The sequence below is a fragment of the Streptomyces rectiviolaceus genome, from assembly GCF_039533825.1.
GTDB lineage: Bacteria > Actinomycetota > Actinomycetes > Streptomycetales > Streptomycetaceae > Streptomyces > Streptomyces rectiviolaceus.
In genome coordinates, this window is record NZ_BAAAUG010000090.1 from 1 (window position 1) to 13,677 (window position 13,677).

At 68.3% G+C, this 13,677-nt stretch carries 14 protein-coding genes, 1 tRNA gene and 1 riboswitch; of the genes, 8 read left to right on the forward strand and 7 right to left on the reverse strand.

The annotated features are described in order from the left end of the window. Positions 1 to 297: 297 nt before the first annotated feature. Positions 298 to 1,050 carry an MBL fold metallo-hydrolase gene (locus ABD378_RS24985; protein ID WP_344523950.1) on the forward strand — a complete coding sequence of 251 codons (753 nt, stop codon included), beginning with the start codon at positions 298 to 300 and terminating at the stop codon, positions 1,048 to 1,050. A gap of 12 nt (positions 1,051 to 1,062) precedes the next feature. On the opposite strand, the gene ABD378_RS24990 is transcribed toward ABD378_RS24985, so the two are convergent. The 3 genes from ABD378_RS24990 to ABD378_RS25000 form a co-directional block, all read right to left on the reverse strand. Beyond that, positions 1,063 to 1,974 (reverse strand): DUF7916 family protein, encoded by a 912-nt coding sequence (locus ABD378_RS24990; protein ID WP_344523952.1) that lies wholly within the window; start codon positions 1,972 to 1,974, stop codon positions 1,063 to 1,065. Positions 1,975 to 2,063: 89 nt separating this feature from the next. Continuing rightward, positions 2,064 to 3,329, reverse strand: coding sequence for a PTS transporter subunit EIIC (locus ABD378_RS24995; RefSeq protein ID WP_344523954.1), 1,266 nt, complete (start codon positions 3,327 to 3,329; stop codon positions 2,064 to 2,066). Positions 3,330 to 3,595: 266 nt separating this feature from the next. Further along, positions 3,596 to 4,909, reverse strand: coding sequence for a PTS transporter subunit EIIC (locus tag ABD378_RS25000; RefSeq protein WP_344523956.1), 1,314 nt, complete (start codon positions 4,907 to 4,909; stop codon positions 3,596 to 3,598). Between the two features lie 223 nt (positions 4,910 to 5,132). Here ABD378_RS25000 and ABD378_RS25005 point away from each other — a divergent pair, with 223 nt between their 5' ends. The 4 genes from ABD378_RS25005 (at position 5,133) to rdgB (ending at position 7,372) form a co-directional block, all read left to right on the forward strand. Next, positions 5,133 to 5,366: a PTS sugar transporter subunit IIB gene (locus ABD378_RS25005; RefSeq protein WP_344523958.1), complete on the forward strand. Its 234-nt coding sequence runs from the start codon at positions 5,133 to 5,135 to the stop codon at positions 5,364 to 5,366. A 113-nt stretch (positions 5,367 to 5,479) separates the two neighbouring features. Next, complete coding sequence (gene rph / locus ABD378_RS25010; protein ID WP_344523960.1) at positions 5,480 to 6,211, forward strand: ribonuclease PH; 732 nt, start codon at positions 5,480 to 5,482, stop codon at positions 6,209 to 6,211. Positions 6,212 to 6,343: 132 nt separating this feature from the next. After that, positions 6,344 to 6,739, forward strand: coding sequence for a hypothetical protein (locus ABD378_RS25015; RefSeq protein ID WP_344523961.1), 396 nt, complete (start codon positions 6,344 to 6,346; stop codon positions 6,737 to 6,739). 27 nt (positions 6,740 to 6,766) lie between these two features. Further along, positions 6,767 to 7,372, forward strand: a complete 606-nt coding sequence (gene rdgB, locus ABD378_RS25020; protein WP_344523963.1) for an RdgB/HAM1 family non-canonical purine NTP pyrophosphatase — start codon at positions 6,767 to 6,769, stop codon at positions 7,370 to 7,372. Between the two features lie 105 nt (positions 7,373 to 7,477). Here rdgB and ABD378_RS25025 read toward each other — a convergent pair. The 3 genes from ABD378_RS25025 to bcp form a co-directional block, all read right to left on the reverse strand. Further along, a tRNA-Leu gene (locus ABD378_RS25025) sits at positions 7,478 to 7,561 on the reverse strand. Positions 7,562 to 7,608: 47 nt separating this feature from the next. After that, on the reverse strand, positions 7,609 to 9,105 hold the full coding sequence (proP, locus tag ABD378_RS25030) for a glycine betaine/L-proline transporter ProP (protein WP_344523965.1): 1,497 nt from the start codon (positions 9,103 to 9,105) through the stop codon (positions 7,609 to 7,611). 129 nt (positions 9,106 to 9,234) lie between these two features. After that, complete coding sequence (gene bcp, locus ABD378_RS25035) at positions 9,235 to 9,702, reverse strand: thioredoxin-dependent thiol peroxidase (protein ID WP_344523967.1); 468 nt, start codon at positions 9,700 to 9,702, stop codon at positions 9,235 to 9,237. A 156-nt stretch (positions 9,703 to 9,858) separates the two neighbouring features. Between bcp and ABD378_RS25040 the strand changes: the two genes are divergently transcribed. The 3 genes from ABD378_RS25040 (at position 9,859) to ABD378_RS25050 (ending at position 11,109) form a co-directional block, all read left to right on the forward strand. Next, entirely contained in the window at positions 9,859 to 10,188 is a 330-nt protein-coding gene (locus ABD378_RS25040; RefSeq protein WP_344523969.1) for a DUF3618 domain-containing protein, read from the forward strand. A 97-nt stretch (positions 10,189 to 10,285) separates the two neighbouring features. Next, positions 10,286 to 10,588, forward strand: coding sequence for a GroES family chaperonin (locus tag ABD378_RS25045; RefSeq protein WP_190080540.1), 303 nt, complete (start codon positions 10,286 to 10,288; stop codon positions 10,586 to 10,588). Between the two features lie 89 nt (positions 10,589 to 10,677). Continuing rightward, positions 10,678 to 10,739: riboswitch (guanidine-III (ykkC-III) riboswitch) on the forward strand. A gap of 49 nt (positions 10,740 to 10,788) precedes the next feature. Next, positions 10,789 to 11,109, forward strand: coding sequence for a DMT family transporter (locus ABD378_RS25050; protein ID WP_160505255.1), 321 nt, complete (start codon positions 10,789 to 10,791; stop codon positions 11,107 to 11,109). Here the strand turns inward: ABD378_RS25050 and ABD378_RS25055 are convergent. Then, on the reverse strand, positions 11,106 to 13,595 hold the full coding sequence (locus ABD378_RS25055) for a transglycosylase domain-containing protein (RefSeq protein WP_344523973.1): 2,490 nt from the start codon (positions 13,593 to 13,595) through the stop codon (positions 11,106 to 11,108). The two genes, ABD378_RS25050 and ABD378_RS25055, sit on opposite strands and share 4 nt — an antisense overlap. Positions 13,596 to 13,677: the final 82 nt, after the last annotated feature.

Here is a 13,677-nt window from a genome sequence, read left to right on the forward strand (position 1 = left end):
GGCCGTCCACCACCGCGGCGACCGCCGCGAGCACCACCACGGCGGCCAGCGCCAGCCACCATGACGTATCCATACCGCAGACGGTACCGGCGCGCACCCCGCCCCGCGCGCCCCCCGAACCGGTGACAGCGCAGGTGAGTTCTCCCACAACGGCCCACGACAGAGGAGCGACCGGGCCTTTTGCGCCTTACGCTCGACGGATCGCAGCACTCCTCGAAGAGCCTCTCGCAGGCCCTTCGCGAGCCCCCAGCAAGGCCCCCGCACAACCCCCGTTTCGCCCCCGGAGGTTTCCGCTCCATGAAGCTCACCGTCGTCGGCTGCTCGGGGTCGTTTCCGTCCGCGGACTCGGCCTGCTCGAGCTACCTCGTCGAGGCCGACGGCTTCCGGCTGCTTCTCGACATGGGCAATGGTGCCCTGGGCGAGCTGCAGCGCCATATCGGTCTGTACGACATCGACGCGATCTTCCTCAGCCATCTGCACGCCGACCACTGCATCGACATGTGCGCCTATTTCGTGGCGCGCTATTACCGGCACGACGGCGGCCGCTGCGCCCCCATCCCGGTCTACGGACCCGAGGGCACGGAACAGCGCCTGACCGCCGCGTACGGCGACACCCCGTCGGCCTCCTCGATGAGCGAGGTCTTCGACTTCCACACCGTCAAGCCGGCCTCGTTCGACATCGGCCCGTTCTCGGTCCGCACGGAGAAGATGCGCCACCCGGTCGAGGCGTACGCCATCCGCGTCGAGCACGAGGGCAGGTCCCTCACGTACTCGGGAGACACCGGCGTGTGCGGCGCGCTCGACGAACTGGCCGCCGAGACCGACCTGTTCCTCTGCGAAGCGGCCTTCACGGACGGCAAGGAGAACATCCCGGACCTGCACCTCAACGGCCGTGAGGCAGGTGAGTCGGCACAGCGCGCGAGCGCCGCGCGGCTCCTGCTCACCCACATCCCGCCGTGGACGGACCCGCAGGCGAACCTGGCGGACGCGCGTGCGGTGTACGACGGCCCGGCCGAACTCGCGATGCCCAGCCTGAGCTACGAGATCTAGCGACCTGGCGATCTAGCGCCTGGTCCCGCGGCCGCCGAGCGCCATCCTGTTCCAGGTGTGGCGGCGGCCGCGGATCGCGACCGAGTAGGCGTACATGACCTCCGGATCGCACATGCCCGGCAGGTAGGAGTCGCCGAAGTGGTGGGCGTCGACGCCCACTTCCTTCGCGTTCAGGGCCAGCTGCGGCACGACGTTCGCGTGCGAGCCCTCCTGGCTGGTGCCGATCGCCCCCATCACGACCGCCCCCGCGTCCTGCACCGCGGCCACGGCCTCGGCCGCCAGCTCCTTGGTGACACCGGGCAGCGTCCCGGGCAGCGGCATCACGACGCCGTCCGCGCCCGCGTCCACGAGTGAGGTGAGCCGGGCGGCGGTGACCCGCTCCGGGTGACCGGCGTGGTGCATCTTGCCGCTCCAGAGCGCGACGTCGTCACCGAGGCCCTGCCGCAGCTCCTCCGTGACCCGCGCCAGACCCTCGTACGAACCGCCCGTCCCCGGATTCGCCGTCAGACAGAGCATCGCCGCGCCCATGTCGATCAGCCGTCTGGCGTACTCGGGCTTGGCGCGGCGGATCTCGGGGACGTCGCCGGGCTCCAGATTGATGCCGACGGGTCGGCCGATGAAGGCGGCGAGCTCGGCGATGGACGTGAACGTCCCGAGGCCGGGCAGGTCGAGCCGCTCGCCGTCCCAGGCCCGCTCGATCAGGTTCAGTACGACGATGTCGGCGCCGAAGGCCGCGACGAGCTCGGCGTTGTGCACACCGGGCATGCCGGGCACCGGGACGAGCGCGGCCCGGTCGGCGAACACCTCGCCGACCATGGTGCGCCCCTCGGCGGCGGCGACCGACTCGGTCAGGGCGCGGCCGCGCAGGGCGGAGAGCTGGTCGCGGTCGAGGTCGAGGATGCGGGGGGTCCGGGGGGTGGTCATGTCTCCGACCGTAAGCCGCAGAACATGACAAAGCCCCTCGCCGTTGGTCGCAACGGCGAGGGGCTTACGTCCTGAGGTGAGGCTGAGACCTACTTCGACTCGGCCTTCTGGAGCTCGGCGAGCTCCTCGTCGGATTCGCGGCCCGGCGTCGGGATGTTCCACTTGGTGATCGCGAAGCGGAAGATCGCGTAGTAGGCCGCCGCGAAGCAGAGGCCGACAAGGACGAGCATCCAGGGCTTGGTCGCGATGCCCAGGTTGAGGAAGAAGTCGACCGCACCGGCCGAGAAGCCGAAGCCGTCCTTCATGCCGAGCGCCCAGGTGAGCGCCATGGAGACACCGGTAAGCACCGCGTGGATCGCGTACAGCACCGGGGCGATGAACATGAACGTGAACTCGATCGGCTCGGTCACACCGGTGACGAACGCGGTGAGCGCGAGGGAGAACATCATGCCGCCGACGACCTTGCGGCGCTCGGGGCGTGCGCAGTGCACGATCGCCAGGCAGGCCGCGGGGAGGGCGAACATCATGATCGGGAAGAAGCCGGTCATGAACTGTCCGGCGGACGGGTCGCCCTGGAGGAAGCGGGCGATGTCGCCGCTCTTGCCCTCGTACGAACCGGCCTGGAACCACGGGAAGGAGTTCAGCAGGTGGTGCATGCCGACCGGGATCAGCGCACGGTTGACGACACCGAAGATGCCCGCGCCGACGGCGCCCGAACCGACAAGCCACTCACCGAAGTTGTGCAGACCCGTGCCGAGGACCGGCCAGACGTAGCCGAAGATGATGCCGATGAACAGACCCGCGAAGGCGGAGAGGATCGGGACCAGGCGGCGGCCACCGAAGAAGCCCGCCCAGTCGGGCAGCTTCGTCCGGTAGAACTTCTGGTAGAGCAGGGCCACGACTATGCCCATGACCACACCGCCGAGGACCTTGGCGTCCACGGGCGCGTCCACCATGACGACCTTGCCGTCGACGGCGGTGGCGACCTTCGGCAGGTTCTTGTCCGTGAAGGTACCGAGCACCTTCTGGAAGACGAGGTAGCCGGTGACGGCCGCGAGAGCGGTCGAGCCGTCCGACTTCTTGGCGAAGCCGATCGCGATGCCGACGGCGAACAGCAGCGCCATGTTGTCGATGATCGCGCTGCCACCGGCCGCCATGAAGGAGGCGATCTTGGTGATGAACGCGGGGAAGGACTCGCGGCCCAGCATGTCGGGCTGGCCGAGGCGGATGAGCAGGGCGCCTGCCGGCAGCACGGCGACCGGCAGCATGAGGCTGCGGCCGATGCGCTGCATGACAGCCATCGCGCCTGCGCCCTTCTTCTTGTCGGCCGCGGGGGCGGCACTGGCCGTGGACACAACTTCCTCCAGTGGGCAAGGCGCCGCCTGGGGACATGGAAGTGGGGGACGGCGGCGTCTCCGGGGGTCGCGGCTGGACGGCCGCGTGGTCTACACCAATTAGTGGTGTAGACCTGTTGTAGCACGGTGAAGGTGACGTAAGGAACCCACGAGTTTTGTGGGGTCGGCCATAACGTGAAATGAACGGCAAAAGACCCCCGGACCTGAGGTCCGAGGGCCTTCCGTATGCGGCCGCGCGCGGGGGCCGATCAGGCCACTGCCAAGGGTTAGGCCTTGGTCTGCTCCGCATCCAGTGCTTCCGCTTCCTCCTCGGGCTCTCGCCCGGGAGTCGCCAGGTCGAACTTGCGGATCACGAAGCTGAACAGGGCGTAGTACACCACGGCGAAGACCAGGCCGATCGGGATGATCAGCCAGGGTTTGGTCGCGAGACTCCAGTTGATGACGTAGTCGATCAGACCCGCCGAGAAGCTGAAGCCGTCCTTCACCCCCAGGCCCCACGTCACCGCCATCGAGACACCCGTGAGGACCGCGTGGATCGCGTACAGCGCCGGGGCGATGAAGAGGAACGAGTACTCGATCGGTTCGGTGATGCCGGTGACGAACGACGTGAGGCCGACCGACAGCATCAGCCCGCCGACCACCTTGCGGCGCTCCGGGCGGGCCGCGTGGGTGATCGCGAGGGCCGCCGCGGGGAGCGCGAACATCATGATCGGGAAGAAGCCCGACGTGAACTGACCTGCCGTCGGGTCGCCCGCGAGGAAACGGTTGATGTCACCGTGGACGATCGTGCCGTCCGGCTTGGTGAAGTCGCCGAACTGGAACCAGACGAACGTGTTCAGGAACTGGTGCAGGCCGATCGTGAGCAGCGCACGGTTGGCCACGCCGAAGATTCCGGAGCCCAACCACCCAAGGTCCACAAGCCACTTGGAGAAGCTGGTCAGCGCGTCACCGACGGGCGGCCAGATCCACACGCACAGACCCGCGAAGACCAGACCGACGAAGGCCATGATGATCGGCACCAGGCGACGGCCGTTGAAGAAGCCGAGCCAGTCGACCAGCTTCACGCGGTGGTAGCGCTGCCAGAACCACGCGGAGAGCAGGCCCATCACGATGCCGCCGAAGACCCCTGGATTCTGGTACGGGGCCTGCGCGACCGTTCCGTCCTCCGCCACACAGACGCCGCCCCACATCCCCGCGCCGCCGAACGTGGTGTCGGTGGGGCAGCCGTCGGGGAAGGCCCGCAGGACCGCGTAGTAGACGAGAAAACCCGCGACCGCCGCGAGCGCCGTGGAGCCGTCCGACTTCTTGGCCATGCCGATCGCGACACCGATGCAGAACAGCAGGGGCAGACCGAGGGTGGAGTCCAGGAGTGAACCGCCCGCCGCCGCGAAGACCTTGGCGACGTTGTCCCAGCCGAGGCCGTCGGCGCCGAAGACGTCCGGCTGGCCGAGGCGGTTGAGGATGCCCGCGGCCGGGAGGACGGCGATGGGGAGCTGGAGGCTGCGCCCCATCTTCTGGAGGCCTTGGAACAGGCCGCTCCACCACCTCTTCTGCGGCACCGCCGCTGCGTTGGAACTCATGGGCGTCCCCTCCGGAACAGGCCAGGTTTGGCGGTCGTCGAAAACTGGTGTAGACCAGTTGCGGAACGGGTGCGGTGCTGCCCCGACAGGGATGGCACCTTGATCGTCATCATTGGGTACGAGTGCGGTGACCGCCCGCGAAGATGCTCCAACCGTGCGTTACCGTGACAAAGCGGGCCCACGGTGTGGTGAGGCCGCGTCCTTTAGGAACAGGGAGAACACCATGGCCAGCAAGGCTGAGAAGATCGTTGCCGGGCTCGGCGGCATCGAGAACATCGAAGAGGTCGAGGGCTGCATCACCCGCCTCCGCACCGAGGTCCACGACCCGAGCAAGGTCGACGACGCCGCGCTGAAGGCCGCAGGCGCCCACGGAGTCGTCAAGATGGGCACCGCGATCCAGGTCGTCATCGGCACCGACGCGGACCCGATCGCCGCGGACATCGAAGACATGATGTGAGTCGCGCCGCATCCTCCGGGGAGTAACCCCCGGACCCCCGGCAGGACATGCGTGTGGGCCCCGCTCCGACAACCGGAACGGGGCCCACACGCGAACCGGATAGGGTCGGCACCATGTCTCGAATCGACGGCCGCACCCCCGAACAGCTCCGCCCGATCACCATCGAACGCGGCTGGAGCAAGCACGCCGAGGGATCCGTTCTCATCGCCTTCGGCGACACCAAAGTCTTCTGCACCGCCTCCGTCACCGAGGGCGTCCCGCGCTGGCGCAAGGGCAGCGGCGAAGGCTGGGTCACCGCCGAGTACTCGATGCTGCCGCGCTCCACCAACACCCGCGGCGACCGCGAATCCGTACGCGGCAAGATCGGTGGCCGCACGCACGAGATCTCCCGGCTCATCGGCCGCTCCCTGCGCGCCGTCATCGACTACAAGGCGCTCGGCGAGAACACCATCGTCCTGGACTGCGACGTCCTCCAGGCCGACGGCGGCACGCGCACGGCGGCGATCACGGGCGCGTACGTCGCCCTTGCCGATGCCGTCGCCTGGGCCCAGGGCAAGAAGCTCATCAAGGCCGGCCGCAAGCCCCTCACCGACACCGTCTCCGCCGTCTCCGTCGGCATCGTCGGCGGCGTGCCGCTCCTCGACCTGCGCTACGAGGAAGACGTCAAGGCCGACACCGACATGAACGTCGTCTGCACCGGCGACGGCCGCTTCGTCGAGGTACAGGGCACCGCCGAGGCCGAGCCGTTCGACCGCAAGGAACTCAACGCCCTGCTCGACCTCGCGGTCGGCGGCTGCGAGGACCTGGCCGCGTTCCAGCGCGAGGCGCTCGAAGCGACGAAGTAGGCGGGCAGCCGAGCAGGCGAACAACTGGGCGGCCGGGAAAGCAACCATCGGACCCCCCACACGCGTTCTTACCGATACAGGCGCACGGGCAATGCCGTGCGCCTGTGTCAGCACCCGGGGAGGGATCCACGCATGGCCGCGCGTCACCGCCGTATCGCCATCGCCATCACGTCCGTACTCATCGCCGTACCGGCGGGCGTCGGACTTGTCGGCTGCAGCGCAGTCGAGAAGGCCCTCGACTGCGTCCAGACCGCGGACGCCATCGCGGAGAGCGTCACCGACCTCCAGCAGGCCGTCGAGAAGGCGGGCGACGACCCCACGCAGGCGGACGAGGCGCTCGACAAGATCGACAAGAACATCGACGAGATCGGCGACAAGACCGACAACACCGATGTGAACAAGGCGGTCGACGACCTCGAGAAGGCCGTCAACAATGTCCGCGACTCCATCGACGGCGGCGACTCCACACCCGACCTCAGCCCGGTCGTGGACGCGGCGGGCGAACTGACGAAGGTCTGTACGCCGTAACACCCACGGGCCCGGATACTGGTGGGCATGACCCGCCTCATCCTCGCCACCCGCAACAACGGCAAGATCACGGAACTCAAGGCGATCCTCGCCGACGCAGGCCTCACCCATGACCTCGTCGGCGCGGACGCCTACCCCGAGATCCCCGACGTCAGGGAGACCGGCGTCACCTTCGCCGAGAACGCCCTCCTCAAGGCCCACGCCCTGGCCAAGGCCACCGGCCTGCCCGCCGTCGCCGACGACTCAGGCCTCTGCGTGGACGTCCTCGGCGGCGCCCCCGGCATCTTCTCCGCCCGCTGGGCAGGCCGCCACGGCGACGACACCGCGAACCTGAACCTCCTGCTGGCCCAACTCGGCGACATCGACGCGGACACCCACCGCGGGGCCCACTTCGCCTGCGCCGCGGCACTCGCCCTGCCGGACGGCACGGAACGGGTGGTGGAGGGCCAGTTGAGGGGAGTACTGCGCCACGCCCCCTCGGGCTCGGGCGGCTTCGGCTACGACCCGATCCTCCAGCCGGAGGGCGAGACGCGGACGTGCGCGGAGCTTTCGGCCGAGGAGAAGAACGCGATCAGCCATCGGGGGAAGGCGTTTCGGGCGTTGGTGCCCTTCGTGCGGGATCTGCTCGGCTAGACCCGAGAGGGCCCGGCACCGCGAACACATCGCTTGGCACAGCACATCTGCACAGCGCATACGAAGGGCGCCCGTCGTCGAGACGGGCGCCCTTCGTCAGATCCGTGCGGCCGGAGGGACTCGAACCCTCACGGGAGTTACCCCACTGGGACCTAAACCCAGCGTGACTGCCAGTTCCACCACGGCCGCGTGCGTGGCCCATCGTAATGGGCCCTGCACACGGGGCGGACCCGGAGTCAGAACCTCGGAGTCGGCGCGGCGGCCTCCACCATTTCCGCCGCCTCCTCCTTCGTCTCCACCGACGGGGGCGAGCCCGACAAGGGCTTCTGGGCTGTTTCCTTCATGCAGGCCACTGCCGCTATGCCGACCAGTGCCGCGGCCATCGAGTAGTAGGCGGGGACCATGTCCGTTCCCGTGACGCTGATCAGGGACGTGATGACCAGGGGGGCCGTGCCGCCGAAGAGGGATGCGGAGAGGTTGTAGCCGACCGAGAGGGAGCCGTAGCGGACCGATGTGGGGAACAGGGCGGGGAGCGTTGCCGACATCGTGCCGAGGAGGCAGACCAGGGAGAGGCCCAGGAGGAGCATGCCGCCGGAGACCGCGATCAGGCTGCCCTGCTTGATCAGGAGGAACGCCGGGATGGAGATGACGAAGAAGCTGACCATGCCCGTCATCAGGAGCGGCTTGCGGCCGAACCGGTCGGAGAGCTTGCCCACCTGATTGATGATCAGCATCAGGACCACCATCGTGCCGATGAGGATCAGCAGGCCGTGCGAGTCGTCGTAGCCGAGCTCGTCCGAGAGGTACGTCGGCATGTAGGAGAGGAGCATGTAGTCGGTGACGTTGTAGGCGCCCACCAGGGCGATGCAGAGGACCAGCATCGGCCAGTGCTCGCGGAAGATCTTCGCCAGGTCGCCCTTGGCGGTGGTCTCCACGGTGGAGGCGCCCTCGGACGCCGAGTGGTAGGTCGCGTCCTCCATCTTCTGGAACGCGGGCGTCTCGTCGAGCCTCAGCCGCAGGTAGAGGCCCACGAGGCCGAGCGGTCCCGCGACGAGGAACGGGAGGCGCCAGCCCCACGACTCCATGGCGTCCGGGCCGAGGGCGGTGTTGAGAGCGAGGACGAGGCCCGCCGCGCTCGTGTAGCCGGCGAGGGTGCCGAGCTCCAGGAAGCTGCCGAAGTAGCCGCGGCGCTTGTCGGGGGCGTACTCGGCGATGAAGGTCGACGCGCCGCCGTACTCACCGCCCGTCGAGAAGCCCTGGACGAGCCGGAAGAAGATCAGCAGCACCGGGGCCCAGAAGCCGATCGTGGCGTAGGACGGGATCAGGCCGATGGCGAGGGTGCCGATCGCCATCATGATCATCGTCAGTGCGAGGACCTTCTTGCGGCCGATCTTGTCGCCCATCGGGCCGAACACCATGCCGCCGATGGGTCGTACGAGGAAGGACACCGCGAAGGTGGCGAAGGAGGAGATCAGCTGGACCGTGTCGTTCCCAGAAGGAAAGAAGACGTGGCCGATGGTGACGGCCAGGTAGCTGTAGATGCCGAAGTCGAACCACTCCATGGCATTGCCGAGCGAGGCCGCCTTCACCGCCCGCTTGACCGCCGCATCGTCCGTGACCGTGATGTCCGTGCGGCGCAGCGGTGGATTCGCGCGCCGTTTGGCGGCCCGGAAGAGGGTGCGGTGGCGCTTCACGGCCTCGGGATCGGCCTCTGCCTGGTCGTGGGCCGCCATGGGTAGTCCTTCCGTTCTGCGAACAATCCTCCTGGGATCACTTGCTCGAACATGGCTGACGCAAACGAAGGCCCCCATGAAGGGGGCCTTCGTCACAGTCTCAGTCGCAGCGGAAGGGGAAGGGGCAGGTCAGATGCCCAGATCCTTGATGATCTTGGCTACGTGGCCGGTCGCCTTGACGTTGTAGAAGGCGTGCTCGACCTTGCCCGACTCGTCGACAACGATCGTCGAGCGGATGACGCCGGTCACGGTCTTGCCGTACAGCTTCTTCTCGCCGAAGGCGCCGTACGCCTCCAGGGTCTCCTTGGACGGGTCGCCGACCAGCGTGACCTTGAGGTTCTCCTGCTCGCGGAATTTCGCCAGCTTCTCCGGCTTGTCCGGGGACACGCCGATGACGTCGTAGCCCGCGGTCGCGAGCACGTCGAGGTTGTCCGTGAAGTCGCAGGCCTGCTTGGTGCAGCCGGGGGTGAGGGCGGCCGGGTAGAAGTAGACGATGACCTTGCGGCCCTTGTGGTCGGCCAGGGAGACCTTGTTGCCGTCCGCGTCCGGCAGGGTGAAGGCCGGGGCCGTGTCGCCGGGGGTGAGTCGCTCGCTCATCTTCGGTCTCCTCGCACAGGATGCTCGTAAAACGTGTGGTGACGGAGTCGAGCGTAATAGGGGTGCCGTGGGGTGCGGTGCGCCTGGAGCTGACAGACTGTCGGCGATACGTACAGAAGGAAACAGACAGCCGGACACGACCACGGAGGCAGCGCGGTGTCGGACACGTCGGATATCAGGACCCCGGCGCAGATCGAGGCGGACATCAAGCGCCGTCGCGAGACGCTCGCCGAGACGCTCGACGAGATCGGGGTGCGGGTCCACCCGAAGACGATCGTCGGTGACGCGAAGGCCAAGGTCGTCGCCAAGGTGGACAACTCCCTCGGGCGGGCGTACGTAGGTGCCAACCGCGTCGTGTCGGACGTGCGGGCCCAGCTGGTGTCCGAGGACGGGGCGCCGCGTCTTGAGCGCATCGTGCCGGTGGCGCTGGTGGCCGTGGGCCTGGTGGGGCTGCTCGCGTTGGGTTCGCGGCGCCGCAAGGACTGACCCGGCATCGTACGGACGTGCCGTCGGCAGGTAGGTTCGGGGCGTGAGCGCCAAGAGCCAGGGACACAGCACCCACGACGACAAGCTGCCCATCCGCATGCTGCACGACCGCGTGCTCGTGCGGCAGGACACCGCCGAGGGCGAGCGCAAGTCGGGCGGCGGCATCCTGATCCCCGCGACCGCCGCCGTCGGCAGGCGTCTGGCCTGGGCCGAGGTCGTCGCGGTGGGGCAGAACGTGCGGGCGGTGGAGCCGGGTGACCGGGTCCTGTACGACCCGGAGGACCGGGCCGAGGTGGAGGTGCGGGGCGTGGCGTACGTGCTGATGCGCGAGCGCGACCTGCATGCCGTGGCCGCCGACCGGTTCGAGGGCTCCGAGGATTCGACGGGGCTTTATCTGTAGTCCTGTAGGTCTGTAGTTCTGTAGTCGGCGGACAACGACGTGCGTAAGGGGCTGGTGACCATCGCCACCAGCCCCTTACGCACGTCGTTTGCTACCTTTTAAGGACCCCGACGAGACGCGCCGTACCGGGTTTCTGAAAAGACGACGCACCCCCATCAAGTAACGCGATCTCGCGTTCCTACGTTGTCGGAGGTGCCGTCATGGCCTGGGTTCTGTTGATCGTCGCCGGTCTGCTCGAAGTGGGCTGGTCGATCGGGATGAAGTTCACCGAGGGGTTCACCCGGCTGTGGCCGAGCGTGTTCACGGGTCTCGGGATCGTCGCGAGCATGATGCTGCTCTCCCATGCCGCCAAGACGCTGCCCATCGGTACGGCGTACGGCGTGTGGGTCGGCATCGGTGCGGCCGGTGCGGCGGTGGTCGGGATGATGGTTCTCGGTGAGCCCGCCACCGCCGCCCGGATCTTCTTCGTCGTGCTGCTGCTGGTCGCCGTCGTGGGTCTGAAGGCGACCTCGGGGCACTAGTAGTAGGGGTTGTACGCCGGGTCGGCGTCGCCCCGCCTTCTGGCCGCCGAGCCCTCCGTCAGGCCGCCCAGGGCGCCGTCGTCGCCCGTCCCGCCGTCGGCGGTGGAGCCGTCGGTCTGGCCGCCCTGTGCGGTGCCCGGGTCGGCGGTGGTGCCTCCGTCGCTCGCTCCGCCGTCGACGGTGGCACCGCCGTCCGTCTGGCCCTGCGTCTGCCCTTGGTCCTGGCCCTCTGTCTGGCCCTGGTCCTGGCCTTGGGTCTGCCCTTGGTCCTGGCCCTGCGTCTGGCCCTGGTCCTGCCCTTGGGTCTGGCCCTGGTCCTGGCCCTGCGTGTCGTCGCCGCCGGTGGCCGCCCCGCCGGTCGCCGGGTCCTCCTCGACGTCCGAGGGGTCGGGGATCACCGGTACGTCGGCGCCCTCCTCCAGCTCCAGGTCGAAGTCCCGCACCGGCTCGCCCTCCAGGGCGTCCCTGGTGAACTGCGCCCAGATCTGGGCCGGGTAGGCGCCGCCGTTGATGCGGGGCTGGCCGAGCGCCCCGTACAGCGGGGTGTGCGCGCCAGTGTCCGGGTTCTGGCCCATCACGGAGACCACGGTGGCGAGTTCGGGGGTGTAGCCCGCGAACCAGGCCGCCTTGTCCTCCTCCGCGGTGCCTGTCTTGCCCGCCGCCGGGCGGCCCGCGGCCTGCGCGGCCGTGCCGGTGCCGCCGTCGACGACGCTCTGCAGGATGGACGTGGTGGTGTCGGCGGCCTCGCGGCTGACGGCCTGCGCGGTGTTCTGCTCCGGCAGTTCGACCTCCTGGCCGTCCTTGGTGACCTTCTCGACCATCGTGTACGTGGGGTGCTTGCCGTGGTTGGCGAGCGTCGCGTACGCCTCCGTCATGTCCAGGACCGAGGCCGTGGAGGGGCCGAGCGCGATGGACGGGGACGCGGTCAGGTCGGGGGTGGACTCCGGGACGCCGAGGGCGACCGCCGTGTCCTTGACCTTGTCCGAGCCGACGTCGACGGCCATCTGCGCGTAGACCGAGTTGACGGACTTGTCGGTGGCGGCGCGGACGGTGAGGTTGCCGTAGTTGACGTCGTCCTCGTTCTCGGGGGCGTACAGACCGCCGTCCCAGCCCTGGACGGGGCGCTTGTTGGTGCCGTCGTAGATCGTGTTCGGGGTGATGGTGCGGCCGTCCTGGGTGACCGAGCCGTTCTCCACGGCCGATGTGAAGACGAACGGCTTGAAGGTGGAGCCCACTTGGTAGTCGCGGCGCGTGGCGTTGTTGACGTACTGCTTGGTGTAGTCGATGCCGCCGTACATCGCGACGACCTTGCCGGTGGCCGGGTCGATCGAGGCGCCGCCGGCGCGCACATTGCGGTCGACCTTGCGGGCGTCCTTGTCGACCTTGGACATCACCTGGTCGTCGACCGCCTCCTTGAAGGCGTCCTGGCGGCCCTTCTGGAGGGTGGTGGTGATGCGGTAGCCGCCCTTGGCCAGGGTGTCCTCGTCGACGATGTCGTTGGCCGTCAGGTAGTCCTCGACGGCCTGCACGAGATACCCGCGCTGCCCGGAGAGGCCGGACGCGCCCTTGGCCTCCTTCGGCGCCGGGAACTTGATCTTCGCCCGGTCGGCGGCGCTGAGCCACTCCTCCTTGACCATGCCGTCAAGGACGTAGTTCCAACGGCCCACGGCACGCTGCTTGTTCTCCGGGTGCGTCGCCACGTCGTACGCGTTGGGGGAGTTGAGGAGGGTCGCCAGATAGGCGCCCTGCGCGGTGTTCAGGTCCTTGACGTCTTTGCCGAAGTACGCCTGGGCCGCGGCCTGCACGCCGTACGCGTTGCGCCCGAAGTAGCTGGTGTTCAGATACCCGGCGAGGATGTCGTTCTTGCTCACCTCGCGGTCCAGCTTGATGGAGATGAAGAACTCCTTGGCCTTGCGGGTGATCGTCTGCTCCTGGCCCAGGTAGTAGTTCTTCACGAACTGCTGGGTGATCGTCGAACCGGACTGTTTGCCCTTGCCGGTGACGGTGTTCCAGGCGGCGCGGATCATCGCCTTCGGGTCGACCGCGGACTCGCTGTAGAAGTCCCGGTCCTCGGCGGCGAGCGCGGCGTGCTGGACCTCCTTGGGGATCTGGCTCAGCGGTACGTTCTCGCGGTTGACCTCGCCGTCGCGGGCCAGTTGGCTGCCGTCGGCGTAGAGGTAGACGTTGCTCTGCGCGGTGGCCGCCGCGTTGGCCGGGGGGATGTCGACGATCATGTAGCCCGCGACGAAGCCGCCGACGCAGAGCAGGATCAGCAGGATGAAACCGCCGAGCACCATGCGCCAGGTGGGGAAGATCCGCCGCCAGCCCTTGCGCTTGGGGCGTTTCTTCTTGCCCTCCTTACCCTCCTTGCCTGCGGGTGCCGCTGACGACTCCTCAGGGGTCTCATCGGGGGTGTCCACGGGTTCGCGGGGCGCCCAGCCCTCGGGTCCTTTGGCGCCCTGCTGCTGCGGCTCGTCGCTGCTCATGTCTCGTGGAACTCCCGGTTCGCCTCGTACGTCACGTACGCCTCGTACGACCCATTGCACACTGTCGATTCATGCGTTCCCC